The 25,511-nt window shown below is 54.8% G+C and carries 23 protein-coding genes; 14 read left to right on the top strand and 9 right to left on the bottom strand.

The genetic code is table 11. From position 1 onward, the window contains the following. Nucleotides 1–9: 9 nt before the first annotated feature. From lon to bolA, 5 genes are all read right to left on the bottom strand, one after another. Nucleotides 10–2,364, bottom strand: coding sequence for an endopeptidase La (gene lon, locus DW56_RS15515; RefSeq protein WP_024554058.1), 2,355 nt, complete (start codon nt 2,362–2,364; stop codon nt 10–12). 185 nt (nt 2,365–2,549) lie between these two features. Next, nucleotides 2,550–3,824 (bottom strand): ATP-dependent protease ATP-binding subunit ClpX, encoded by a 1,275-nt coding sequence (clpX, locus tag DW56_RS15510; RefSeq protein WP_024554057.1) that lies wholly within the window; start codon nt 3,822–3,824, stop codon nt 2,550–2,552. A gap of 128 nt (nt 3,825–3,952) precedes the next feature. Further along, nucleotides 3,953–4,576 carry an ATP-dependent Clp endopeptidase proteolytic subunit ClpP gene (gene clpP / locus DW56_RS15505; RefSeq protein ID WP_024554056.1) on the bottom strand — a complete coding sequence of 208 codons (624 nt, stop codon included), beginning with the start codon at nt 4,574–4,576 and terminating at the stop codon, nt 3,953–3,955. A gap of 303 nt (nt 4,577–4,879) precedes the next feature. Beyond that, nucleotides 4,880–6,178, bottom strand: coding sequence for a trigger factor (gene tig / locus DW56_RS15500; protein ID WP_024554055.1), 1,299 nt, complete (start codon nt 6,176–6,178; stop codon nt 4,880–4,882). Nucleotides 6,179–6,529: 351 nt separating this feature from the next. Then, on the bottom strand, nt 6,530–6,847 hold the full coding sequence (bolA, locus tag DW56_RS15495; RefSeq protein ID WP_024554054.1) for a transcriptional regulator BolA: 318 nt from the start codon (nt 6,845–6,847) through the stop codon (nt 6,530–6,532). 301 nt (nt 6,848–7,148) lie between these two features. Between bolA and DW56_RS15490 the strand changes: the two genes are divergently transcribed. The 8 genes from DW56_RS15490 to DW56_RS15455 all read left to right on the top strand — a co-directional run bounded on the left by DW56_RS15490 (nt 7,149) and on the right by DW56_RS15455 (nt 16,048). Beyond that, a complete protein-coding gene (locus DW56_RS15490) occupies nt 7,149–7,727 on the top strand; it encodes a lipoprotein (RefSeq protein ID WP_024554053.1) in 579 nt (192 codons plus the stop codon). 46 nt (nt 7,728–7,773) lie between these two features. Further along, nucleotides 7,774–9,243 carry a muropeptide MFS transporter AmpG gene (gene ampG, locus DW56_RS15485; protein ID WP_024554052.1) on the top strand — a complete coding sequence of 490 codons (1,470 nt, stop codon included), beginning with the start codon at nt 7,774–7,776 and terminating at the stop codon, nt 9,241–9,243. Between the two features lie 502 nt (nt 9,244–9,745). Further along, a complete protein-coding gene (gene cyoA, locus DW56_RS15480; RefSeq protein WP_035890128.1) occupies nt 9,746–10,693 on the top strand; it encodes a cytochrome o ubiquinol oxidase subunit II in 948 nt (315 codons plus the stop codon). Nucleotides 10,694–10,712: 19 nt separating this feature from the next. Next, nucleotides 10,713–12,704 carry a cytochrome o ubiquinol oxidase subunit I gene (cyoB, locus tag DW56_RS15475; RefSeq protein ID WP_024554050.1) on the top strand — a complete coding sequence of 664 codons (1,992 nt, stop codon included), beginning with the start codon at nt 10,713–10,715 and terminating at the stop codon, nt 12,702–12,704. Then, nucleotides 12,694–13,308, top strand: coding sequence for a cytochrome o ubiquinol oxidase subunit III (locus DW56_RS15470; protein ID WP_024562044.1), 615 nt, complete (start codon nt 12,694–12,696; stop codon nt 13,306–13,308). The genes cyoB and DW56_RS15470 overlap by 11 nt, the downstream gene beginning before the upstream one ends. Then, the gene (locus DW56_RS15465; RefSeq protein WP_024552980.1) at nt 13,308–13,637 is read left to right on the top strand and encodes a cytochrome o ubiquinol oxidase subunit IV; all 330 of its coding nucleotides are present in this window, start codon (nt 13,308–13,310) and stop codon (nt 13,635–13,637) included. Before DW56_RS15470 ends, DW56_RS15465 begins: the two co-directional genes overlap by 1 nt. An 11-nt stretch (nt 13,638–13,648) precedes the next feature. Then, nucleotides 13,649–14,536, top strand: a complete 888-nt coding sequence (gene cyoE, locus DW56_RS15460; RefSeq protein ID WP_024552981.1) for a heme o synthase — start codon at nt 13,649–13,651, stop codon at nt 14,534–14,536. A gap of 147 nt (nt 14,537–14,683) precedes the next feature. Next, nucleotides 14,684–16,048 (top strand): MFS transporter, encoded by a 1,365-nt coding sequence (locus tag DW56_RS15455; RefSeq protein ID WP_024552982.1) that lies wholly within the window; start codon nt 14,684–14,686, stop codon nt 16,046–16,048. A gap of 31 nt (nt 16,049–16,079) precedes the next feature. Here the strand turns inward: DW56_RS15455 and DW56_RS15450 are convergent, their stop codons facing one another. Continuing rightward, nucleotides 16,080–16,571, bottom strand: coding sequence for a YajQ family cyclic di-GMP-binding protein (locus DW56_RS15450; protein ID WP_024552983.1), 492 nt, complete (start codon nt 16,569–16,571; stop codon nt 16,080–16,082). A gap of 153 nt (nt 16,572–16,724) precedes the next feature. Here DW56_RS15450 and panE point away from each other — a divergent pair, with 153 nt between their 5' ends. Continuing rightward, nucleotides 16,725–17,639: a 2-dehydropantoate 2-reductase gene (gene panE / locus DW56_RS15445; protein ID WP_024552984.1), complete on the top strand. Its 915-nt coding sequence runs from the start codon at nt 16,725–16,727 to the stop codon at nt 17,637–17,639. Then, on the top strand, nt 17,599–18,192 hold the full coding sequence (gene yajL / locus DW56_RS15440) for a protein deglycase YajL (protein WP_024552985.1): 594 nt from the start codon (nt 17,599–17,601) through the stop codon (nt 18,190–18,192). The genes panE and yajL overlap by 41 nt, the downstream gene beginning before the upstream one ends. Nucleotides 18,193–18,238: 46 nt before the next feature. Here yajL and thiI read toward each other — a convergent pair whose 3' ends face one another. Beyond that, nucleotides 18,239–19,687, bottom strand: a complete 1,449-nt coding sequence (gene thiI, locus DW56_RS15435) for a tRNA uracil 4-sulfurtransferase ThiI (RefSeq protein ID WP_024552986.1) — start codon at nt 19,685–19,687, stop codon at nt 18,239–18,241. Nucleotides 19,688–19,900: 213 nt separating this feature from the next. Here thiI and xseB point away from each other — a divergent pair, with 213 nt between their 5' ends. The 4 genes from xseB to DW56_RS15415 all read left to right on the top strand — a co-directional run bounded on the left by xseB (nt 19,901) and on the right by DW56_RS15415 (nt 23,986). After that, entirely contained in the window at nt 19,901–20,143 is a 243-nt protein-coding gene (gene xseB / locus DW56_RS15430; protein WP_024552987.1) for an exodeoxyribonuclease VII small subunit, read from the top strand. A 4-nt stretch (nt 20,144–20,147) separates the two neighbouring features. After that, a complete protein-coding gene (gene ispA / locus DW56_RS15425) occupies nt 20,148–21,047 on the top strand; it encodes a (2E,6E)-farnesyl diphosphate synthase (RefSeq protein WP_024562043.1) in 900 nt (299 codons plus the stop codon). A gap of 26 nt (nt 21,048–21,073) precedes the next feature. Continuing rightward, on the top strand, nt 21,074–22,936 hold the full coding sequence (gene dxs, locus DW56_RS15420) for a 1-deoxy-D-xylulose-5-phosphate synthase (protein WP_024552989.1): 1,863 nt from the start codon (nt 21,074–21,076) through the stop codon (nt 22,934–22,936). Between the two features lie 75 nt (nt 22,937–23,011). After that, complete coding sequence (locus DW56_RS15415; RefSeq protein ID WP_024552990.1) at nt 23,012–23,986, top strand: aldo/keto reductase; 975 nt, start codon at nt 23,012–23,014, stop codon at nt 23,984–23,986. Between the two features lie 34 nt (nt 23,987–24,020). Here DW56_RS15415 and pgpA read toward each other — a convergent pair whose 3' ends face one another. Then, entirely contained in the window at nt 24,021–24,536 is a 516-nt protein-coding gene (gene pgpA, locus DW56_RS15410; protein ID WP_024562042.1) for a phosphatidylglycerophosphatase A, read from the bottom strand. Further along, the gene (gene thiL, locus DW56_RS15405) at nt 24,514–25,491 is read right to left on the bottom strand and encodes a thiamine-phosphate kinase (RefSeq protein ID WP_024552991.1); all 978 of its coding nucleotides are present in this window, start codon (nt 25,489–25,491) and stop codon (nt 24,514–24,516) included. Before thiL ends, pgpA begins: the two co-directional genes overlap by 23 nt. Nucleotides 25,492–25,511: the final 20 nt, after the last annotated feature.

Raw genomic sequence — 25,511 nt, 5'->3', positions numbered from 1 at the left:
GTCAGGTCACTATTTCGCGGTGACCACCTGCATACCGAATGGCTCGTTCTGCAACGCCAGCGTCAGCACCTCTTCGATGCGTTTCACCGGATGGATGTCGAGATCGGCAATCACGTTTTCCGGGATCTCTTCCAGGTCGCGCTTGTTGTCGTACGGGATCAGGACGGTTTTGATGCCGCCGCGATGCGCCGCCAGCAGTTTTTCTTTCAGACCGCCGATAGGCAGCACCTGGCCGCGCAGCGTGATCTCGCCTGTCATAGCGACATCAGCGCGTACCGGGTTGCCGGTCAGGCAGGAGACCAGCGCAGTACACATGGCGATACCTGCACTCGGGCCATCTTTCGGAGTAGCGCCTTCCGGCACATGAACGTGAATATCGCGTTTTTCGTAGAAATCCCCGTTGATGCCGAGTTTTTCCGCGCGCGCGCGCACCACGGTCAGCGCCGCCTGAATAGATTCCTGCATCACTTCGCCAAGCGAACCGGTATAGGTCAGCTTGCCTTTACCCGGCACGCAAGCGGTTTCAATCGTCAGCAGATCGCCGCCCACTTCCGTCCAGGCAAGGCCAGTCACCTGTCCCACACGGTTTTCATTATCGGCGCGACCATAGTCGAAGCGTTGAACGCCCAGATAATCTTTCAGGTTATCGCCAGTAATGGTGATGTGCTTAAGCGTCGGCTCCATCAGCAACTGCTTCACCGCTTTACGGCACAGCTTGGAGATTTCACGCTCAAGGCTGCGCACGCCCGCTTCGCGGGTGTAGTAACGGATGATGCCGATGATGGCGCTGTCTTCAACAGTCAGCTCATTGGCTTTTAAAGCGTTACGCTCAATCTGCTTCGGCAGCAGATGGCGTTTCGCAATATTCAGCTTTTCATCTTCGGTATAACCGGAGAGACGAATGACTTCCATACGGTCCAGCAGCGGCGCAGGAATGTTCATAGAGTTAGAAGTCGCCACGAACATAACATCGCTGAGATCGTAATCCACTTCCAGATAGTGGTCGTTAAAGGCCACGTTCTGTTCGGGATCAAGCACCTCAAGCAGCGCAGAAGCCGGGTCGCCGCGCATGTCAGACGACATTTTGTCAATCTCATCCAGCAGGAACAGCGGGTTTTTCACGCCCACTTTCGCCATCTTCTGGATAAGTTTGCCCGGCATGGAGCCGATGTAAGTGCGGCGGTGACCGCGAATTTCCGCTTCATCACGTACGCCGCCCAGCGCCATACGGACATATTTACGCCCGGTGGCCTTGGCAATGGACTGGCCCAGCGAGGTTTTACCTACCCCCGGCGGCCCTACCAGGCACAGAATCGGCCCTTTGATTTTATTCACGCGACTCTGTACAGCGAGATATTCCAGGATGCGGTCTTTTACGCGGCCAAGACCGTAATGGTCGGTATCCAGGATCTCCTGCGCCTGGCGCAGGTCTTTTTTCACTTTGCTGCGCGCGTTCCACGGAACCTGAACCATCCAGTCGATATAGCCGCGCACTACGGTTGCTTCCGCAGACATCGGCGACATCATTTTCAGCTTCTGTAGTTCCGCTTCCGTTTTTTCTTTCGCCTCTTTCGGCATTTTCGCCGCGTCGATTTTGCGCTTCAGCGCTTCGTTCTCGTCCGGCGCATCGTCCATTTCGCCCAGTTCTTTCTGAATGGCTTTCATTTGCTCATTCAGATAGTACTCGCGCTGGCTCTTTTCCATCTGCTTTTTAACGCGGTTGCGAATACGCTTTTCAACCTGCAACAGATCGATTTCCGACTCCATCATCGCCATGAGGTATTCCAGACGCTCGTTGACGTCGGACATTTCAAGCACGGACTGTTTGTCGGCAAGCTTAAGCGGCATGTGGGCAGCGATGGTATCCGCCAGGCGCGCCGGGTCGTCGATGCTGTTCAGTGAAGTCAGCACCTCCGGAGGGATCTTTTTGTTGAGTTTGATGTAGCCTTCAAACTGGCTGATTGCGGTGCGAACCAGCACTTCCTGCTCGCGCTCGTCGATAGCCGGCGAGTTCAGGTATTCGGCTTTCGCCGCAAAGTGTTCGCCGTTATCCGACAGGGTAGTAATACGCGCGCGCTGTAAACCTTCCACCAGCACTTTCACAGTGCCATCCGGCAGTTTCAGCATCTGGAGGATGGAGGCCACTGTACCTACAGTGAAAAGATCGTTCACACCCGGCTCATCCGTTGAAGCTTCTTTCTGCGCTACGAGCATGACTTTTTTGTCATTATCCATAGCCGCTTCAAGACAACGAATGGATTTTTCCCGTCCCACGAATAAAGGAATAACCATGTGCGGATAAACCACCACATCGCGCAACGGCAATACGGGGATTTCAATGCGTTCAGAACGCTCAGGATTCATAGAGCTCTCTCTTAGTTTAGTTTCCGCCAGGTGATGGGTGCACGTGAACGCATTTCACGGCATCACCAACAAGTAAGTCAGTATATGGGGATGTTTCCCGGACATTCAATGTCAGGATGGCAGGAAAAATAAATGGGGGATTATTTCCCCCATTTATTGTTTAACGGATTGTATAAAGAGGCTATTTATTCGCCGGATGCCTGCTGGGCTTCCGGTTTGCCATAAATCAGCAGCGGTTCAGACTGGCCGGCAATGACCGATTCGTCGATAACCACTTTCTCGACTTCTTCCATCGAGGGCAGGTCGTACATCGTATCCAGCAACGCGCCTTCGACGATAGAACGCAGGCCGCGAGCGCCGGTTTTACGCGACATCGCTTTCTTAGCGATAGCCTCAAGCGCTTCGTCGCGGAACTCAAGCTCAACGCCTTCCAGGTTGAACAGCGCCTGGTACTGTTTAGTGAGGGCGTTCTTCGGCTCTTTGAGAATCTGAATCAGCGCTTCTTCGCTCAGTTCGTTCAGCGTCGCCACAACCGGCAGACGACCGATAAACTCAGGGATTAAGCCGAACTTGATGAGATCTTCCGGTTCAACCTGGGAAAGCAGCTCGCCTTCCGTCGCCTTTTGCGACTTACCTTTTACCGTTGCGCCAAAACCAATGCCGGAGCCAGTTTCCACACGGTTTGCGATAACTTTATCCAGCCCGGCAAATGCGCCACCGCAAATAAAGAGGATTTTGGAGGTGTCGACCTGCAAAAACTCCTGTTGCGGATGCTTGCGCCCGCCCTGCGGCGGTACGGCCGCCACGGTGCCTTCGATCAGTTTCAGCAGCGCCTGCTGTACGCCTTCGCCGGAAACATCGCGAGTGATAGACGGGTTGTCGGATTTACGGGAGATTTTATCAATCTCATCAATGTAAACGATGCCGCGCTGCGCTTTCTGTACATCGTAATCGCATTTTTGCAGCAGCTTCTGGATGATGTTTTCCACATCCTCGCCCACATACCCCGCTTCAGTCAGCGTGGTAGCGTCCGCCATAGTGAATGGCACATCCAGCAGACGGGCCAGCGTTTCGGCAAGCAGCGTTTTACCGCTACCGGTCGGGCCAATCAGCAGAATGTTGCTTTTGCCCAGCTCAACGCCGTTTGAGCTGTCGCCGTTACGCAGACGCTTGTAGTGGTTATATACCGCTACCGCCAGCACTTTTTTGGCTTTTTCCTGACCAATTACATAATCATCAAGATGGCTGCGGATCTCATGCGGCGTAGGCAATGCGCTACGTTCGCGATGCGGAGCCACTTCTTTAATCTCTTCGCGAATAATGTCGTTACATAAATCGACACACTCGTCGCAGATATACACGGACGGCCCGGCAATTAGCTTACGCACTTCATGCTGGCTCTTGCCGCAAAAAGAGCAGTACAACAGTTTGCCTGAACCGTCTTTGCGCTTATCTGTCATGAGTCAAAACCTCTTTTCTGTTCTTTGTGCCGCACGCGACCACGCAATGCCCCATACAGGCGCCAGCCGCCAGGGTGACTAAGGCAGCCGCTCACTAACTATAGTATAGCGGCGGCCTGTGGCGGGCATTAGTTACGATGGGTCAAAATGGAGTCGACCAGGCCATACTCTACCGCTTCATTAGCAGAGAGGAAGCGGTCGCGCTCAGTGTCTCTTTCAATTTGCTCAAGAGATTGACCCGTATGTTGCGCCATAAGTTCATTCATGCGTGCTTTCACTTTCAGGATTTCACGGGCGTGGATTTCGATATCCGTCGCCTGTCCCTGATAACCGCCGAGCGGCTGATGAATCATCACACGAGAGTTGGGCAGGCAGAAGCGCTTACCTTTAGCCCCCGCCGTCAGCAGGAAGGCGCCCATCGAAGCCGCCTGGCCCATACAAATGGTGCTGACGTCCGGCTTAATAAATTGCATGGTGTCGTAAATAGACATCCCGGCGGTAATGACGCCGCCCGGCGAGTTAATGTAGAGATAGATGTCTTTTTCCGGGTTTTCCGCTTCCAGAAACAGCATCTGCGCCACAATCAGGTTAGCCATCTGGTCTTCGACCTGGCCTGTCAGAAAAATGACACGTTCTTTAAGCAGACGGGAGTAGATATCGTAAGAACGCTCACCGCGTGAGGTTTGTTCAACCACCATCGGCACCAGCGCCATATGGGGTGCAAATTGATCTCGTTCGCCACTGTATGACATATCCGTCTCCTGGATAAAAATTCTGAGTAACCTGCTGTACTGATCCTACATGAACCGGCTTTCAGGATAACGATGCTCAAAGCGGCTCTCAACCTTTACGGACGGATTATCAGTCAGGGTCTTTACGCTGCCTAACCCTTTAATGGGGATAAGTTTGGCCTGTTTCAAGCATAACAATCTTTTGCTGTTACGCTAACACCCAAAGACGCTATTTGGACCTGTTGATGTCGGTTGTCGCATAAAAAAGCCCGCCACCACCGGTGACGGGCCGATAAAGCACTTCCTGAGTCGATGAAAACGGGCTTATGCCTGTTGGTTCATCAGCTCGTTGAAAGAGGTCGCTTTTTCAGAGACTTTCGCTTTAGCGAGTACCGCTTCGACAGCCTGCTCTTCCAGCGCGACGTTGCGCATATTGTCCATCAGCTCTTTGTTTTTGCTGTAGAACTCAACAACTTCGCTCGGATCTTCGTAAGCGGAAGCCATCTCTTCGATCAGAGACTGTACGCGCGCTTCGTCAGCTTTCAGCTCGTGGGTGCGGATAACCTCGCCCAGCAGCAGACCAACGATAACGCGGCGTTTAGCCTGCTCTTCAAACAGCTCGCGCGGCAGTTCCAGCGCCTGCTTCTCGTTGCCGCCGAAACGCTGTGCAGCCTGACGACGCAGTACGTCGATTTCGCCGTCGATCAGCGCAGCCGGCACGTCGATAGCGTTAGCGTTGACCAGACCGTCGATAGCCTGAGACTTGATGCGGTTACGCACAGCGCCTTTCAGCTCGCGCTCCATGTTTTTACGCACTTCCGCGCGCAGACCGTCAACAGAGCCATCTTCCACGCCGAAACGCTTGATGAAATCGGCAGTCAGTTCCGGCAGCTCACGCTCTTCCACTTTCTTCAGGTTGATAGCGAACTTCGCTGCTTTACCTTTCAGATTTTCTGCGTGGTACTCTTCCGGGAAGGTCACGTCGATGGTGAATTCTTCGCCCGCTTTGTGGCCTTTGATGCCTTCTTCAAAGCCCGGGATCATACGACCCTGGCCCATCGCCAGAACGAAGTCAGAGGCTTTGCCGCCTTCAAACTCTTCGCCGTCGACAGAACCGGTGAAATCGATGGTAACACGGTCTTCAGCGTCAGCTGCGCCGTCTTTGTCTTTCCAGGTCGCCTGCTGTTTGCGCAGGGTATCAAGCATGGTGTCCACGTCAGCTTCGGTCACTTCTACAACCGGCTTCTCAACTTCAATGGATTCCAGACCTTGCAGTTCTACTTCCGGATAAACTTCGAACTCCACCGCGTAGGTGAAATCTTCACCCAGCTTATATTCGCCCGGAACATAGTTCGGCGCGCCAGCCGGATTGATTTTTTCTTTGATGATGGCGTCAACGAAGTGACGGCTCATCAGGTCGCCCAGCACGTCCTGGCGAACAGAGGCGCCATAACGCTGAGCAACGACATTCATCGGTACCTTGCCCTTACGGAAGCCATCGATACGCACTTTTTTCGCCACGTTGACCAGCTCGCTTTTTACAGCGTTTTCGATGCTGTCAGCAGGGATAGTAATCGTTACACGGCGCCCAAGGCCCTGAGTGGTTTCAACTGAAACTTGCATCTTGTTACCTCAAAAAATCACAGTGCTCGGTCAACTCTGGAAGCCCTTATGATGGTCATCGCTTCGCAGAACCGGGATCTCTTCTGAATCAGAATCACAATCCCTGTCGCCAGAATCATCCCAAGACATTCCGAAAAATAAGACGCGCATTATAGCGGCATCCCTGGGGGTAGTCGAGAAAAGCAAATGTGCCGCTTTGCGGCTTTTTTCACACTTCCCGGCTGTTTTTTGCCTGAACAGGCGTTAATGTGCGCAAAATTCAGACAAAATAAAACGGCCCGCAGGCCGTTTTATACGTTTAGCTATGGCGCAACATACTGGAAAAAGCGTAGCGGTTGCAAATTCCTCTGTTCAGGCGATGCTGCCCGCGCCGCGACAAGGCGGAGAGGCGAAAACCGTATCCTGCAATCCTTCCCACTCTTTGATGGTATAGGTATGCAGCGCAAGAGCATGAACAGAGCCGGCCAGCTCTTCGCTCAGCGTGCCGTAAATCAGACGGTGACGGTTTAAAAAACGCTCGCCGGTGAAGCGATCGCTGACCAGCACAACTTTAAAGTGGCTTTCGGAGCCAGCGGGAACATTGTGACGATAGCTTTCATCCACCACTTCCAGAAATACGGGATCAAACGCTGCCCTTAATTTTGATTCTATTTGCTCGCGTACCATCATAACGATCTCCTCGACAACGCTGTGATGCCTGCCATCACTGTAAAGGTTAGCCGCATTTGCCGTTTCCATAACCGGCAGGCAACAAAATTTTAGCTTTTCATTCCATTATTTCGATGAATGCCTCATAGCGTAAAGCTAAACGGCTGCGTCGACGCGTTTTTCTGGCAAAAAACAGGTTGCTTGCTCAGAAAAAGCCCAACGCGATGAATTTACATCCATTACCTCTTCCCCTTGCGCATGGCGATGTTATGATGGCGAGAATTTTATTCTTGACAGCCCAAGGTATTCCGAGAGCCACAACATGTTAAAAAAACTCTTTTTCCCGCTGGTTGCCCTTTTTATGCTGGCTGGTTGCGCTACACCGCCTACCACTATTGATGTTTCGCCGAAAATCACGCTGCCGCAGCAGGATCCAAGCCTGATGGGCGTTACCATCAGCATTAACGGCGCCGATCAGCGTCCCGATCAGGCGTTGGCTAAAGTAACGCGTGATAACCAACTCGTTACGCTGACCGCAACCCGCGACCTGCGTTTCCTGTTACAGGAAGTGCTGGAGAAACAGATGAGCGCCCGCGGTTATATGATTGGGCCGAGCGGCGCGGTGGATTTGCAGATCATCGTTAATCAGCTGTATGCCGACGTTTCTCAGGGCAATGTGCGTTACAACATCGCGACGAAAGCCGACATCTCTATCATCGCCACGGCGAAGACAGGTAACAAGATGACGAAAAACTACCGTGCAAGCTACTCCGTTGAAGGGGCGTTGCAGGCGTCCAATAAAAACATTGCCGACGCGGTCAACTCTGTCCTGACTGATACTATTGCCGATATGGCGCAGGACACCAGCGTTCACGAGTTCATTAAACAGAACGCCCGTTAATCTTACCTTCACTGGCCCGGCATCCCGGGCCAGTCTTTAAATGCCCATGTCCAGTCACGCGCTTCGTATTTTTCAGCAGCCTAAATCCGCCATCCTTCTTATGCTGGGCTTTGCCTCAGGTTTGCCGCTTGCGCTGACCTCCGGCACTCTGCAAGCCTGGATGACAGTTGAAAACATAGATCTGAAAACCATCGGCTTTTTTTCGCTGGTGGGGCAGGCCTATGTTTTTAAATTTCTCTGGTCGCCGCTTATGGACCGCTACACGCCGCCGCTGTTCGGGCGTCGCCGGGGCTGGCTGTTACTGACCCAGCTTCTGTTGCTGGTCGCTATCGCGGCGATGGGCTTTCTGGAGCCGGCAAGCCAACTGCGCTGGATGGCGGCGCTGGCGGTGATCATCGCGTTTTGTTCAGCGTCGCAAGATATTGTGTTCGATGCCTGGAAAACGGATGTTTTACCTGCTGAAGAACGCGGCGCGGGCGCAGCCATAAGCGTATTGGGCTACCGTCTCGCCATGCTGGTGTCCGGCGGGCTGGCGCTCTGGCTTGCCGATCGCTGGCTTGGGTGGCAGGCGACATACTGGCTGATGGCTGCATTGCTCATTCCCTGTATCATTGCAACGCTCCTTGCGCCAGAACCGCACAACGCGGCCCCCGTTCCGCGCAGCCTTGAACAGGCGGTAGTCGAGCCGCTACGTGATTTTTTCGGTCGCAACAATGCCTGGCTTATTCTGCTGTTGATTGTGCTTTATAAACTTGGCGATGCCTTTGCCATGAGCCTGACCACCACCTTTCTTATTCGCGGCGTAGGGTTTGATGCAGGCCAGGTCGGCGTGGTGAACAAAACGCTTGGTCTGTTCGCGACTATCGTGGGTGCGCTTTATGGCGGTGTATTAATGCAGCGCCTTTCTCTGTTTCGCGCGCTACTGATTTTTGGCGTGTTGCAGGGCGCTTCTAATGCCGGCTACTGGCTGCTCTCTGTTACAGATAAACAGATGATCAGCATGGCGGCGGCGGTATTCTTTGAAAACCTCTGCGGCGGCATGGGCACTGCGGCGTTTGTCGCTCTGTTGATGACGTTGTGCAATAAATCCTTCTCCGCCACCCAGTTCGCTCTGCTTTCTGCCCTTTCTGCCGTAGGCCGCGTCTATGTCGGGCCGATTGCTGGCTGGTTTGTGGAAAGTCACGGCTGGCCGAGCTTTTACCTCTTCTCTGTTGTAGCGGCGGTGCCAGGGATTTTATTGCTGCTGGTTTGTCGCAACACGCTGGATTACACCCAACGAACCGACAGTTTTCAACCCCGTAGCGCTTTTCGACAGGCTTATCGCTTCGCCCTGTGGTTGCTGAGCGCAGGCGCGCTGCTGTTGGGCGCATGGCTGCTGTTGCTTATCGCCGATTCGCTGGGCCTGTTCGCTTTCGCCTGGAGCGCAATGTTGCTTGAAGCTGGCGCACTGCTCGCCGTAGCAGGCGTGATGACAGGCGCTGCGCTGGATTATTTCGCGCTGCGTAAGGAAGCCTGACGGTTCGCTTAAGGCGGAATTACGCAGTCATAAAAAAATGTTATTTGCCGTGGCAATCACGAAGCGTAATTATGACGGCGAAATAAGCAACAATTTATTTACCGCGATTTTTGTTTTTTTGTGCGACTAAAATTGGCGAAAATTATTCAACCAAAAAATATGAATAAATTACCTTTATCGATTCAGCTCAGGTAATATTAATTTTAGGTTTTTAATTTGTCCTTTTATTGATAATTAATTGTTAATTATTTGTGTGTTTAATTTCGCCTTTATGCCCTTACCCGGCTGGTTTTCCCTCCTAAAGCCTCTTTCGTTATAAGCCTTCTCAGTTGGCGATTCATTGTATAAATTTGAAATGCGCTGAAACAGCTGTGACACAGGCGGCAGAAGCCGCTAACGCGGGCCTGACACTACTTCAACCATGTTTACAGTAATGTAACCTTCCCGTAAAATGCCGCCACACTTTAAGCGACAATAGAGCCCCCTGAATTGAGGTCGTTAAATGAGACTCAGGAAATACAATAAAACTTTGGGATTGTTGTCATTATTCGCAGGCACTGTATTACTCAGTGGTTGCGATGCTGCACTTCTCAATCCAAAAGGACAGGTTGGACTGGAGCAACGTTCGCTGATACTGACGGCCCTCGGGCTGATGTTGATTGTCGTTATTCCGGCCATCGTGATGGCGATTGGCTTTGCCTGGAAATATCGGGCAACCAATAAGGACGCTAAATACAGCCCCAACTGGTCGCACTCGAACAAAGTTGAAGCTGTAGTCTGGACCATTCCTATCCTTATCATTATCTTCCTTGCAGTACTGACGTGGAAAACCACGCATTCGCTTGAGCCCAGCCGTCCGCTGGCGCATGAAGCGAAGCCGGTTACCATTGAAGTGGTTGCACTGGACTGGAAATGGTTCTTCATTTATCCGGAGCAAGGTATCGCTACGGTGAATGAGATCGCCTTCCCGGCAAACACCCCGGTGGAATTCAAAATCACCTCTAACTCGGTGATGAACTCCTTCTTTATTCCGCGCCTTGGTAGCCAGATCTACGCGATGGCGGGCATGCAGACTCAGCTGCACCTGATCGCTAACGAAGCCGGCACCTATAACGGCATCTCCGCTAACTACAGCGGTCGCGGCTTCTCCGGCATGAAGTTTAAAGCCATCGCCACGCCGGATACCGAAACCTTCAACCAGTGGGTTGCGAAAGCGAAGCAGTCTCCGAACGCCATTAATGATATGGCGACCTACGAGAAACTGGCCGCGCCGAGCGAATACAACAAGGTTGAATACTTCTCCAGCGTCAAACCGGGTTTGTTTAAAGATGTTATTAACAAATTCATGGGACACGGGAAAAGCATGGACATGACCCAGCCGGAAGGGGAACACGCGTCCCATGAAGGTATGGAAGGCATGGACATGAGCAAAGCGGAAACCTCTCACTAAGGGGCCGAGGAATATTACGATGTTCGGAAAACTTACACTGGATGCAATCCCGTACCATGAGCCGATTATCATGGTTACGGTGGCTGCGATTATCGTCGGGGGACTGGCGCTGGTTGCAGGTATCACTTACTTCGGTAAGTGGTCATATTTATGGAACGAGTGGCTCACCTCCGTGGACCACAAACGCCTCGGGGTTATGTATATCCTCGTCGCTATCGTCATGCTGGTGCGCGGCTTCGCCGACGCCATTATGATGCGTACCCAGCAATTGCTGGTTTCCGCTGGCGAACAAGGCTTCTTGCCGCCGCACCACTACGACCAGATCTTTACCGCCCACGGCGTTATCATGATCTTCTTCGTGGCGATGCCGTTTGTTATCGGTCTGATGAACCTCGTGGTGCCGCTGCAAATCGGCGCTCGCGACGTGGCCTTCCCTTTCCTGAACAACCTGAGCTTCTGGTTCACTGTTGTCGGGGTTATCCTGGTGAACGTATCGCTGGGTGTGGGCGAGTTCGCGCAGACCGGTTGGGTGGCTTATCCGCCGCTTTCGGGCATTGAATACAGTCCGGGCGTGGGTGTTGACTACTGGATCTGGAGCCTCCAGCTCTCTGGTATCGGTACGACGCTGACCGGTATTAACTTCTTCGTCACCATCCTGCGCATGCGTGCGCCGGGCATGACAATGTTTAAAATGCCGGTATTTACCTGGGCGGCGCTGTGCACCAACGTGCTGATTATCGTCTCCTTCCCGATCCTGACCGTTACCATTGCGTTGCTAACCCTGGACCGCTATCTGGGCACCCATTTCTTTACCAATGATATGGGCGGCAACATGATGATGTACGTGAACCTGATCTGGGCCTGGGGCCATCCGGAAGTGTACATCCTGGTTCTGCCGGTGTTCGGTGTCTTCTCTGAAGTAACCGCCACCTTCTCCAGAAAGCGTCTGTTTGGTTACACCTCACTCGTTTGGGCGACTATCGCGATTACCGTGCTGTCGTTCATCGTGTGGCTGCACCACTTCTTTACCATGGGCAGCGGTGCGAACGTTAACGCCTTCTTCGGTATCACCACGATGATTATCGCCATCCCGACCGGGGTGAAGATCTTCAACTGGCTGTTTACCATGTATCAGGGCCGTATTCAGTTCCACTCCGCTATGCTGTGGACCATCGGCTTTATTATCACCTTCTCTATCGGTGGTATGACCGGCGTGCTGCTGGCCGTTCCGGGCGCAGACTTCGTTCTGCACAACAGTCTGTTCCTGATTGCGCACTTCCATAACGTGATTATCGGCGGTGTGGTGTTCGGTTGCTTCGCAGGTATGACTTACTGGTGGCCGAAAGCCTTTGGCTACACCATGAACGAAACCTGGGGCAAACGCGCCTTCTGGTTCTGGATCATCGGCTTCTTCGTTACCTTTATGCCGCTGTACATCATGGGCTTCATGGGCATGACCCGTCGCGTAAGCCAGGACATCGACCCGATGTTCGAACCGCTGATGATTGTGGCTGAAATCGGCGCGCTGCTGATTGCCTGCGGTATCTTCAGCATCGTTATGCAGATTTACACCTCTGTACGCGATCGCAATAAGAACCGTGACCTGACCGGTGACCCGTGGGGCGGCCGTACGCTGGAGTGGGCAACCTCTTCTCCGCCGCCGTTCTATAACTTTGCCGTAGTGCCGGAAATCCAGGAGCGCGACGCGTTCTGGGAAATGAAGAACAAAGGCGAAGCGTATAAGCAGCCAGCGCATTATGAAGAAATTCATATGCCGAAAAACAGCGCTGCGGGTATCTACATCGGCTTGTTCAGCACCATCTTCGGTTTCGCCATGATCTGGCATATCTGGTGGCTGGCTATCGTTGGCTTCGCAGGCATCGTTATCACCTGGATTGCGAAGAGCTTCGATGAGGACGTGGATTACTACGTACCGGTCGCTACCGTTGAGAAACTGGAAAACCAGCACTTTGATGAAATTAGCAAAGCAGGGCTGAAAAATGTCAACTGATTCTCTTGCACACTCCGGAGCCCATGCGCACGATGTAGGGCACCACGATGCGGGAGCCAATAAAGTCTTTGGCTTCTGGATCTACCTGATGAGCGACTGCATTCTGTTTGCATGTCTGTTCGCCACCTATGCCGTTCTTGTGAACGGCACGGCGGGGGGCCCGACCGGGAAAGATATTTTTGAACTGCCGTTTGTGCTGGTTGAAACTTTCCTGCTGCTGTTCTCCTCCATTACTTATGGCATGGCGGTTATCGCCATGAACAAAGACAACCGCAGCCAGGTTATGGCCTGGCTCGGTCTGACTTTCCTGTTCGGCGCAGGCTTCGTCGCGATGGAAATTTATGAGTTCCATCATCTGATCGCCGAAGGCTTCGGTCCCGATCGCAGCGCGTTCCTCTCCGGGTTCTTCACCCTGGTAGGCACCCACGGCGTTCACGTGACCTCTGGCCTTATCTGGATGGCGGTGATGATGTTCCAGATTTCCCGTCGCGGTCTGTCCAGCATGAACCGCACCCGTCTGCTGTGCCTGAGCCTGTTCTGGCACTTCCTGGACGTGGTCTGGATCTGCGTATTCTCTGTAGTCTATCTGATGGGGGCGATGTAATGAGTCATTCTACCGATCACGCAGGCGCCCACCACGGCAGCGTAAAAACCTATCTGACCGGCTTTATCCTTTCCATCATCCTGACGGTTATCCCGTTCTGGATGGTGATGAATGGCTCTGCGTCTCACGCGGCCATTCTGGGTACCGTACTGGTGACGGCGGTGGTACAGATTCTGGTTCACCTGGTGTGCTTCCTGCACATGAACACCTCTTCTGAAGAGCGCTGGAACCTGGTGGCCTTTGTCTTTACCGTGCTGATTATCGCCATCCTGGTGGTAGGCTCAATCTGGATTATGTGGAACCTCAACTACAACATGATGGTTCACTAAGAGCGGCGAGTATGTTTAAGCAATACCTGCAAGTAACGAAACCAGGCATCATTTTCGGCAACCTGATCTCCGTGATCGGGGGGTTCTTGCTGGCCTCTAAAGGCAGCATTGACTATCCCCTCTTCCTCTTCACGCTGGTTGGGGTGTCGCTGGTAGTGGCGTCGGGTTGTGTGTTCAACAACTACATCGATCGCGATATCGATCGCAAGATGGAAAGGACCAAGAATCGGGTGCTGGTAAAAGGCCTGATCTCTCCGCAGGTCTCGCTGGTGTACGCCGCGTTGCTGGGTATTGCTGGCTTTATGCTGCTGTGGTTTGGCGCCAATCCCCTGGCCTGCTGGCTGGGGGTGATGGGGTTCGTGGTCTATGTGGGCGTTTACAGTCTGTATATGAAACGCCACTCCGTCTACGGCACGCTGATTGGTTCGCTTTCCGGCGCTGCGCCGCCGGTAATTGGCTACTGCGCCGTGACGAATGAGTTCGACAGCGGCGCGCTCATTCTGCTGGCTATTTTTAGCCTGTGGCAGATGCCTCACTCGTATGCCATCGCGATTTTCCGCTTTAAGGATTATCAGGCGGCGAACATTCCGGTACTGCCGGTCGTGAAAGGCATCTCTGTCGCCAAAAACCATATCACGCTTTATATCATCGCATTTGCTGTCGCTACGCTGATGTTGTCGCTTGGCGGTTACGCCGGCTACAAATATCTGGTGGTGGCGGCGGCGGTAAGCGTCTGGTGGCTCGGCATGGCCTTGCGAGGCTATAAAACCGAGAACGACAAGGTGTGGGCGCGCAAGCTGTTCGTCTTCTCCATTGTCGCTATCACCTCGCTTAGCGTAATGATGTCGGTCGACTTTATGGTGCCTGACTCACATAATCTGCTGACTTACGTCTGGTAAGACGTAAGAGCGTTAAAAGGGTGCTTCGGCACCCTTTTTTATTAGCAGCATCAATAGATAACCCCTGAAATATTTCCTAAATAACGGATTATTTACCCTCCCCCGCCGTGGCACTACACTAGGGCCTGCTTTTTATCTGAGGTGGTAATGAACGATAACAAAATGACGCCCGTCGAGCTGCGAGCGACGTGGGGTTTAGGGACGGTATTCTCGCTGCGCATGCTCGGCATGTTTATGGTGCTGCCGGTTCTTACTACTTACGGTATGGCGCTCCAGGGCGCGAGCGAAGCGCTGATAGGCTTCGCGATTGGCATTTACGGCCTGATGCAGGCCATTTTCCAAATTCCTTTCGGCTTGCTTTCCGATCGCATCGGCCGCAAGCCGCTGATTGTAGGCGGCCTCGCTATTTTCGTTGCTGGCAGCGTACTGGCTGCGCTGTCCGACTCCATCTGGGGTATTATCCTTGGCCGTGCGCTACAGGGCTCCGGGGCGATTGCCGCCGCGGTTATGGCGCTGCTTTCCGATCTCACCCGCGAGCAAAACCGCACGAAAGCGATGGCGTTTATCGGCGTGAGTTTTGGCATAACCTTCGCCATCGCCATGGTGCTGGGGCCAATAATTACCCATGCGCTGGGCCTACAGGCGCTTTTCTGGATGATAGCCCTGCTCGCCACCTGCGGCATCGCTCTTACCCTTTGGGTGGTGCCAGACAGCACGACGCACGTGCTGAACCGCGATTCCGCGATGGTAAAAGGCTGCTTTACCAGGGTGTTAGCTAACCCGCAGTTGCTTAAGCTGAACTTCGGCATTATGTGCCTGCATATTTTGCTGATGTCGACGTTTGTCGCCCTGCCCGGCCAGCTTGAAGCCGCTGGCTTTGCCGCCGCGCAGCACTGGAAAATTTACCTCTGCACCATGCTGATCTCGTTTGCTTCTGTGGTGCCTTTCATTATTTATGCTGAAGTGAAACGCCGCATGAAGCGCGTATTCCTGTTCTGCATCGCCGTGCTGCTGATTGCTGAAATCGTGCTCTGGGGCTCCGGTCCGCACTTTTGGGAGTTAGTCGCTGGCGTGCAGCTTTTCTTCCTTGCCTTCAACCTGATGGAGGCGTTGCTTCCTTCGCTTATCAGCAAAGAAGCCCCGGCGGGTTATAAAGGCACGGCCATGGGCGTTTATTCCACCAGCCAGTTTCTCGGCGTGGCGATTGGCGGCTCGCTTGGCGGCTGGATAGACGGGCTCTTTGATTCTCAGACGGTCTTTTTGATTGGCGCGCTGCTGGCGACCTTCTGGTTATTAGTGAGTTCCACGATGAAAGAGCCGCGCTATGTCAGCAGCCTGCGAATTGAATTGCCGGAAGGCGCAGAAAACGATGACGGGTTGCAGCAGCGCCTGTTGGCGAAAGACGGGGTGAGCGAGGCGGTGATCGTCGCCCAGGAGCGCAGCGCCTACGTTAAAATCGACAGTAAAGTGACGAATCGCTTTGAGATTGAACAGTTAGTGAAAGGCGCATAAAAAAAGGGCGGAATATCCGCCCTTTCTTTGCTTAGTCGCGGAAGTTTTTAAACTGGAACGGCTGCCCCAGGTTACCGCCGCGCACCAGCGCCATTGCAGATTGCAGGTCATCACGGGATTTGCCCGTTACGCGGATCTCTTCGCCCTGAATCTGAGTTTGCACCTTGAGCTTGCTGTCTTTAATCAGCTTAACGATCTTTTTGGCCACGCTGGCCTCAATGCCCTGCTTGAGCTTCGCTTCCACGCTCCAGGTTTTGCCGCTGTGCTCAAACTCTTCCGGCACATCCAGCGAGCTGTTTTCAATGCCGCGTTTCAGCAGCTTAGCGCGCAGGATATCCAGCAACTGGTTCACCTGAAAATCGGACTCGCTCAGTACTTTGATAGACTTGTTAGCATCATTCAGCTCAAAGCTTGCAGTCACATTGCGAAAATCAAAGCGCGTATCAAGTTCGCGGGTGGCATTTTCCACCGCGTTGCGCACTTCCTGTAGATCAACTTCCGACACAATATCAAAAGATGGCATGTTTTCTTCTCCCTCTCTTTTTGTTGCGATGCATAATACCCGCAAAGTGGCATAAAACAACCCGTAATCAGGCCGCCAGCCGCGGCCTGAATTGATAACGCTATAATAGACGCAGTATAAGACGCCTGGCGCCGTTGCAGGTGGGGAGGAGCAATGAAAATTACCGTACTGGGGTGCGGTGCGCTGGGGCAATTGTGGCTTTGCGCGCTAATGAAGCAAGGCCATGAGGTGCAGGGCTGGCTGCGGGTGCCGCAACCTTTTTGTCAGGTTACGCTTCAGGAAACGAACGGCGCCCTGTTTAACGCCTCGGTTATGGCGAACAACGCCGCTTTCCTGGCGCAAAGCGACCTGCTTGTGGTCACGCTAAAAGCCTGGCAGGTCTCCGGCGCGGTGAAAGCGCTGGCCGAGCGCCTGCCAGCTACCAGCCCGGTTCTGCTCATCCATAACGGCATGGGCACGATTGAAGAGCTGAAAAACCTGGCGCAGCCGCTGTTGATGGGCGTAACCACGCATGCGGCACGCCGTGAAGGCCATCTGATTATTCATGTTGCCGGCGGCGTTACGCATATCGGTCCGGCCTCTTCCTGTCGGCAGGATTACAACCCGCTTGCGAAGGTGTTGCATTGCGCCCTGCCCGACGTCGCCTGGCATGAAGATATCAGCGCCGCCAGCTGGAAAAAACTGGCCGTAAACTGCGTCATTAACCCGCTAACCGCGCTTTATGATTGCCCTAACGGCGAACTGCGGCAACGCCCGGATGAAATTCGGGAGATTTGCGAGGAAGTGGCGCAGGTTATGGTGAGCGAAGGCCTGCATACCTCCGCCGAAAGCCTGTTTTTCTATGTTGAGCAGGTTATGGAAAGCACGGCGCAAAACATCTCTTCCATGTTGCAGGACATTCGCCAGCAGCGGCACACGGAAATCGACTATATCACCGGCTACCTGTTGCGCCGCGCCCGGGCGCATGGGCTGACGCTGCCCGTCAACACTCGCCTGTATGAACAAATTAAGCGTAAGGAGAATCACTATGAGCGCATCGGCGCTGGTCTGCCTCGCCCCTGGCACTGAAGAGACCGAAGCGGTCACCACTATCGACTTGCTGGTACGGGGCGGTATAAAAGTCACCACGGCAAGCGTGGCGAGCGACGGCGATCGGGTTATTACCTGTTCTCGCGGCGTAAAACTGCTGGCGGATGCGCCGCTGGTGGAAGTGGCGGACGGCGATTACGACGTCATTGTCCTGCCGGGCGGGCTGAAAGGGGCCGAATGTTTTCGCGACAGTCCGTTGCTGGTGGAAACCGTCCGACAGTTTCATCTCTCAGGCCGCATTGTCGCGGCAATTTGCGCCGCCGCGGGCACGGTGCTGGTGCCGCACGATCTCTTCCCCATCGGGAATATGACCGGCTTTCCGGGGCTGAAAGAGACGATTCCGCAGGAAAAGTGGATGGATAAACGCGTTGTCTGGGACCCGCGCGTTAAGCTGCTGACCAGTCAGGGACCCGGCACGGCGATGGATTTTGCGCTAAAGATCATCGACCTGGTTGTGGGACGTGATAAAGCGCGCGAGGTGGCGGAACAACTGGTATTGCCGCCCGGCATTTACAACTATCACGACGAATAAAAAAAGCCTCCGCAAAGGAGGCTTTTTCTTTACGCGCAATACCGCGTTACGGGCGATAAACTTTCACGTTTTTAAAGCCCTGCTCATGCAGATAGAGCGCCTGCAAACGGCTCATCACACCGCGCTCGCACCACAGCAGGTACGTTTTGCTCTGGTCAAGATCGCCGAATTTGGTGCTGAGCTTATAGAACGGCAGGCAAACCACCTCCACGCCTTCTACCTTCAGCGGCTTGTCGTCCTGTTCGTCGATGGAGCGAATATCCAGAATGGCGTCGTCAGGGCCAAAACCGCTTACGGTTTCAACTTCCACGACTTCCTGTTCTGTCTGCTCGGCGATTTCGCGAATATCCACGTTAGTGGCGTTTTCCACTACGCTGTCGAGGATAGAGAAATCGAAGTTCGCCTCTTCCGCTTCAATTTTCGCTTTTACAGCCTTAACCGTCGGGCTTTTGGAAATGACGCCGCAATATTCCGGCATCGTGCGGGCAAAATCTTCGGTGCCGATTTTACGCGCAATATCAATAATATGCTCTTTATCGTGAGAGATAAGCGGACGCAGGATAAGCGTATCAGAGACGTTATCAATAAGACGCAGGTTGGTCAGCGTCTGGCTGGAGACCTGGCCCAGCGCTTCGCCAGTCACCAGCGCCTGCACGCCGTAGCGCTCGGCGATTTTCGACGCCGCGCGCACCATCATGCGCTTAAGCACCACGCCCATCTGGCCGTCATCCACTTTCTCGAGAATTTCGCCCACTACCGGTTCGAAGTTAATGGCGACAAAACGCACGCGGTGGGAGCTGCCAAAGCGGTTCCACAGATAATGCGCCACCTGACGCACGCCGATTTCATGCGCCGCGCCGCCCAGGTTAAAGAAGCAGTAATGCACGCGGCAGCCGCGACGCATTAACATATAGCTGGAAACGCCGGAGTCGAAGCCGCCGGAGATCAGCGACATCACATCTTCCTGGGTGCCGATAGGGAAGCCGCCGATGCCTTCATAACGCCCTTTTACCAGCAGCAGACGGTCATCTTCGATCTCCAGATGCACGGTGACATCCGGGTGCGTCAGTTTCACCTTCGCGGATTCAATGTGCTGATTGAGGCCGCCGCCGACGTAGCGTTCTACTTCAATAGAGCTAAACTCATGCGTACCGCGACGCTTTACGCGCACGCAGAACGTTTTGTTTTCCAGCTTGTCACGCCAGTCGGCAAGCGTTTTTTCGAAAATATCGTGCAGGTCGGTAAAGGGTACGTCCTCTACTTCCAGAATATGGTGAATGCCCGGAATACGGGTCAGCGCGTCGCGCACGACCGGACGCTGTTTTTCTTCTTTAGCGCGGACTTCGATATGGTCCCAGTGGCGGACCACGGCGATCTCTTCGCTGTAAGGTTTCAGGACGTTACGGATGTTCCCGGTCAGAATTTTAATAAAGCGCAAACGCACAGATTGGCTTTTAATGGTGATTTCCGGGAACAATTTAATGATAAACTTCATGGCGGCTATGATTCGTTGGCAAGCCCTTCGGGGCTCAGAAAGAAGTACCGCAAGGCAACCATCGCGCTTGCATCGTGAGCGCGCAAGTATATCACCATCGTGATGCGACTGCGCACATAACCAACCCACAAGGCGTTATTTGCTAATCATTTCGTCTCCGCTACCATGCAATGTTGCGAAGATGATAATTAACCCAAGAGTCAGACACTCACTATGCCGAAGAAAAACGAACGCCCGGCCAGCTTTGAAACGGCGCTGGCGGAGCTTGAGCAGATTGTCAGCCGTCTGGAAAGTGGCGATCTGCCGCTGGAAGAGGCGTTAAACGAATTTGAACGCGGCGTGCAGCTGGCGCGCCAGGGGCAGGTGAAACTGCAACAGGCCGAACAGCGGGTGCAAATCCTGCTCTCTGACAGCGAAGAGGCGCCGCTGACGCCTTTCACCCCGGACGCTGAGTAACGCAATGGATTTCAATCAACAGCTCAAGCGGCAGGCTGAACGGGCTAACGCCGCGCTACAACACTTTCTTTCCCCCCTGCCGTTTCAGAACAGTCCACTGGTTGAAGCGATGCACTACGGCGCACTATTAGGCGGAAAGCGCCTGCGCCCGTTTCTGGTTTACGCCATCGGCGAGATGTTTAATGTCTCTCCCCAGGCGCTGGATGCGCCCGCCGCCGCGGTTGAATGCATTCATGCTTATTCGCTGATGCACGACGACCTGCCTGCGATGGATGACGACGATCTGCGCCGCGGCCAGCCAACCTGCCACATTAAATTTGGCGAAGCTAACGCAATTCTCGCCGGTGACGCGCTGCAAACGCTCGCTTTCTCTATACTTACGGATGCGCCGATGCCCGACGTTGCGCTGCGCGATCGGCTGGCGATGGTTTCTGAGCTGGCGCGCGCAAGCGGCGTGGCGGGGATGTGCGGCGGGCAGGCATTGGATCTCGCGGCGGAAGGCCAGCAGGTGTCGCTGGAAGCGCTTGAGCGCATTCATCGCCATAAAACCGGGGCGCTAATCCTTGCGGCGGCGCGCATGGGCGCGTTCTGCGCAGGCGACGCCGGACGCGAAGCGATGCCTTATCTCGACCGCTACGCGCAGAGCATCGGCCTCGCGTTCCAGGTACAGGATGACATTCTGGATGTGGTGGGGGATACTGCGACCCTTGGTAAACGTCAGGGCGCCGATCAGCAACTTGGCAAAAGCACCTACCCTGCCCTGCTGGGTCTTGAGCAAGCCCAGGCCAAAGCGCGGGATCTCTGCAATGATGCCCTCGCGGCCCTGCAACCGCTGGCCGCACAGTCGCGAAATACCGCGACACTGGAAGCGTTAGCGAATTATATAATTCAACGTGATAAATAACGTATAAACACCACGACGAGTCTCTGATGAGTTTTGATACAGCCAAATACCCGACCCTGGCACTGGTGAACGCCACGCAGGAGTTGCGCCTGTTGCCGAAAGAAAGCCTGCCGAAGCTGTGCGACGAACTGCGTCGCTACCTGCTCGACAGCGTGAGCCGCTCCAGCGGCCACTTCGCCTCCGGGCTTGGCGCAGTGGAACTGACCGTGGCGCTGCATTATGTCTATAACACGCCTTTCGACCAGCTTATCTGGGATGTCGGCCACCAGGCTTACCCGCACAAAATCCTGACCGGACGACGCGACCGCATCGGCACCATTCGCCAGAAAGGCGGCCTGCATCCTTTTCCCTGGCGCGGCGAGAGCGAATATGACGTACTGAGCGTCGGTCACTCCTCCACGTCCATCAGCGCAGGCATTGGCGTGGCTATCGCGGCGGAGAAAGAAGGTAAAGACCGCCGCACCGTCTGCGTGATCGGCGACGGGGCGATCACAGCCGGCATGGCGTTTGAAGCGATGAACCATGCGGGGGATATTCGCCCTAATATGCTGGTTATCCTTAACGACAACGAAATGTCGATTTCCGAAAACGTCGGCGCGCTGAATAACCATCTGGCGCAGCTGCTTTCCGGCAAGCTCTACTCCACGCTGCGCGAAGGCGGAAAAAAAGTGTTTTCCGGCGTGCCGCCGATCAAAGAGCTGCTTAAGCGCACCGAAGAGCATATCAAAGGCATGGTGGTGCCGGGCACGCTGTTTGAAGAGCTGGGCTTTAACTACATCGGGCCGGTGGATGGCCATGATGTGCTGGGGCTGGTGCATACGCTTAAGAACATGCGCGACCTGAAAGGCCCGCAATTCCTGCATATCATGACCAAAAAAGGCCGGGGTTATCTGCCGGCGGAAAAAGATCCTATTACCTTTCACGCCGTGCCGAAATTCGACCCGAAAAGCGGCACGCTGCCGAAAAGCAGCGGCGGTCAGCCGAGCTATTCGAAAATCTTTGGCGACTGGCTTTGCGAAACCGCGGCGAAAGACGACAAGCTGCTGGCGATTACCCCCGCCATGCGCGAAGGCTCCGGCATGGTGGAATTTTCCCGCCAGTACCCGAGCCAGTATTTTGATGTGGCGATTGCCGAGCAGCATGCAGTGACGCTGGCGGCGGGCTTCGCTATTGGCGGCTATAAACCGGTTGTCGCCATTTACTCAACCTTCTTACAACGCGCCTACGATCAGGTTATCCACGATGTGGCTATCCAGAAGCTGCCGGTGCTGTTCGCCATCGACCGTGCCGGCATTGTGGGCGCCGACGGGCAAACTCACCAGGGCGCTTTTGATCTCTCCTTCCTGCGCTGTGTGCCGGATATGGTCATCATGACGCCAAGCGATGAAAACGAGTGTCGCCAGATGCTCTTCACCGGCTATCACTACAGCGAAGGCCCAAGCGCGGTACGTTACCCGCGCGGCAATGCGCTGGGCGTGGAGCTTGAGCCATTGCAGAAGCTGCCGATAGGCAAAGGCGTGATTAAGCGCCAGGGAGAGAAGGTCGCTATCCTGAACTTCGGCACTCTGCTGCCGGAAGCGGCAAAAGCGGCCGAAGCGCTGGGCGCCACGCTGGTTGACATGCGCTTTGTGAAACCGCTGGATGAAGCGTTGATTCTGGAGCTGGCGGCGCGTCACGAGTCGCTGGTGACGGTAGAAGAGAACGCCGTTATGGGCGGCGCGGGCAGCGGCGTAAACGAGGTGCTGATGGCCCACCGCAAGCCCGTACCGGTGCTTAATATCGGCCTCCCGGACTGGTTTATTCCGCAGGGTACTCAGGACGAAGCCCGTGAAGAGATCGGCCTTGACGCCGCCGGTATGGAAGCCAAAATCCGCGCCTGGCTCGCCTGAGCCTTCCCGCCCTCCCCTTTCCGCTCCTGCTATGCTTAAAGGTAACCTTTGTTACCCTATGGCAGGAGTGGAACCATGCAATACAATACGTTAGGAAAAACCGACCTCAGGGTTTCCCGGCTGTGCCTTGGCTGCATGACTTTCGGCGAACCCGACCGCGGCAAGCACGCCTGGACGCTTCCCGAAGAGAGTAGCCGGCTTATCATCAGGCACGCCCTGAACAGCGGCATTAACTTTTTCGACACCGCCAACAGCTATTCCGACGGCAGCAGCGAAGAGATCCTTGGCCGCGCGCTGAAAGATTTTGCCCGTCGCGATGAAGTCGTGGTCGCCACCAAGGTTTATCACCAGGTGGGCGATTTGCCTGAAGGGCTTTCCCGCGCGCAAATTCTGCGCTCCATCGATGACAGCCTTACGCGGCTCGGCATGGACTATGTCGACCTTTTGCAGATCCACCGCTGGGATTACAACACGCCAATTGAAGAGACGCTCGAAGCGCTTAACGATGTCGTAAAAGCGGGTAAAGCGCGTTATATCGGCGCCTCTTCCATGCACCCTGAACAGTTTGAGCAGGCGCTGACTCTTCAGCAGAGCAACGGCTGGGCGCGCTTTGTCACGATGCAAAATCACTACAACCTGATTTATCGTGAAGAAGAGCTGGAGATGTTGCCGCTCTGCCTGCGCGAAGGCGTTGCGGTGATCCCCTGGAGCCCGCTGGCTCGTGGCCGTCTGACGCGTCCGTGGGGTGAAACCACGGCCCGCTCCGTGTCTGATGAATTCGGCAAAACGCTTTATGATGAAAACGACCAGACCGACGCCCAGATTGCCGAGCGCCTGGGCCGTATCGCAGAAGATAAAGGCGCGACCCGCGCGCAGGTGGCTATCGCTTGGGTGTTAAGCAAGCCAGGCATCGCGGCGCCGATTATCGGCGCATCCCGCGAAGAACAGCTTGAAGAGTTAGTGCAGGCGGTGGAAATCACGCTAAGCGAGAGCGAAATCGCCGAACTGGAGATGCCTTACCAGCGCCATGCGGTGGTGGGCTTTAAATAACAGGCTTCCCCTCTCCTGCCAGAGAGGGGAATACTCAGATAATGCCAATCGGCCAGTGATGGCCAATGTAGTAAAGGATCCCGGCGGAGATAATACCGGCGACAATATCATCCACCATGATCCCCATGCCGCCGTGGACGTTGCGGTCAAACCAGCGGATCGGCCACGGCTTCCACATATCAAGAATGCGGAAAATCACGAAACCTGCCGCGACCCATTGCCAGTCATTGGTGGGCAGCGCCATCAGCGTAATCCACATGCCGATAAATTCATCCCAGACGATGGCGCCATGGTCATGCACGCCCATATCCCGCGCAGTCTGGTGGCAAAGATAAACGCCAAGACTGATGCCGAGCATGACCACCAGCGAGTAAAGCTGCCAGGGCAAAAAAGTCATCAGATACCAGAACGGGATAGCGGCAAGCGACCCCATGGTGCCGGGCACCCAGGGGCTTAACCCGCTGCCGAACCCTGTCGCCAGCAGGTGCCAGGGATTACTCAGTTTCAGGCGGCCTTTCGCCACATCCTTAAGCGGTTTTGAAGTGGTCATAGCCTTTCCAGTTCAGGTTTACCGGCTCGCCGTCGCGCACAAACTGCATGCCTTCGGATGGCGGCATCACCTGGCCGATGCAGGTAAAAGGCACGCCAAGGTGTCCGAGCGCCACATCCAGCGCGCCGCGGTTAAGCTCCGGCACAGTAAAGCAGAGTTCATAATCTTCGCCGCCGGAAAGCGCCCAGCGCTGCGCCTGTTCGAGGGTCGTCACGCTGCGCAGCGATTCCGAGAGCGGCAAATCGTTGAGTTCTATGCGCGCGCCGCAGTCGCTCGCCTTAAGAATATGACCGAGGTCGGAGATGAGCCCGTCGGAAAGATCGATGGCGGCGCTGGCGCGCTCGCGAAGCGCCTGACCCTGCAACACGCGCGGCGTGGGCCGCAAATGCCGCTGCACCAGATAATCGGCGCATTGGGCGTGTGAAACGTGAAGTTCTTTTTGCAGGATAGCCAGCCCAGCCGCGCTGTCGCCCGGCGTGCCGGTGACATAAATCCAGTCGCCTGGACGGGCGCCCGAGCGTTTAAGCGCGCGCCCGACCGGTACAAGCCCGTGAATGCCAAGCGTCATGGAAAGCGGCCCGCGGGTGGTATCGCCGCCAATCAGCTGCATTTCGTAATAGCTCAGTTGCTCAAACAGGCTGTCGCTGAATGCGGAAAGCCAGGCTTCGTCCACTTCCGGCAAGGTGAGCGCCAGCGTCAGCCAGGCGGGGGTCGCGCCCATCGCGGCAAGATCGCTTAAGTTAACCGCCAGCGCCTTGTAGCCCAGATCGCGCGGGTCGATATCCGGCAGAAAATGGATGCCTGAAACGAGCGTATCGGTGCTTATCGCCAGCGTCTGTTTTTCCGGCACGTTCAGCAGCGCGCAGTCGTCGCCAATCCCGGCTTCCACATCCAGGCGGGCCGTTCTGACGCGATCAAAATAGCGAGCAATTAATGAAAATTCGCCGCAAGCCATACGTTATGCCTCAGCAGGAA

This window comes from Franconibacter helveticus LMG 23732 (genome assembly GCF_000463115.2).
Taxonomy (GTDB): domain Bacteria; phylum Pseudomonadota; class Gammaproteobacteria; order Enterobacterales; family Enterobacteriaceae; genus Franconibacter; species Franconibacter helveticus.
The sequence above is the reverse complement of the archived record's forward strand: the minus strand, read 5'-3'. Positions and strand labels throughout refer to the sequence as shown.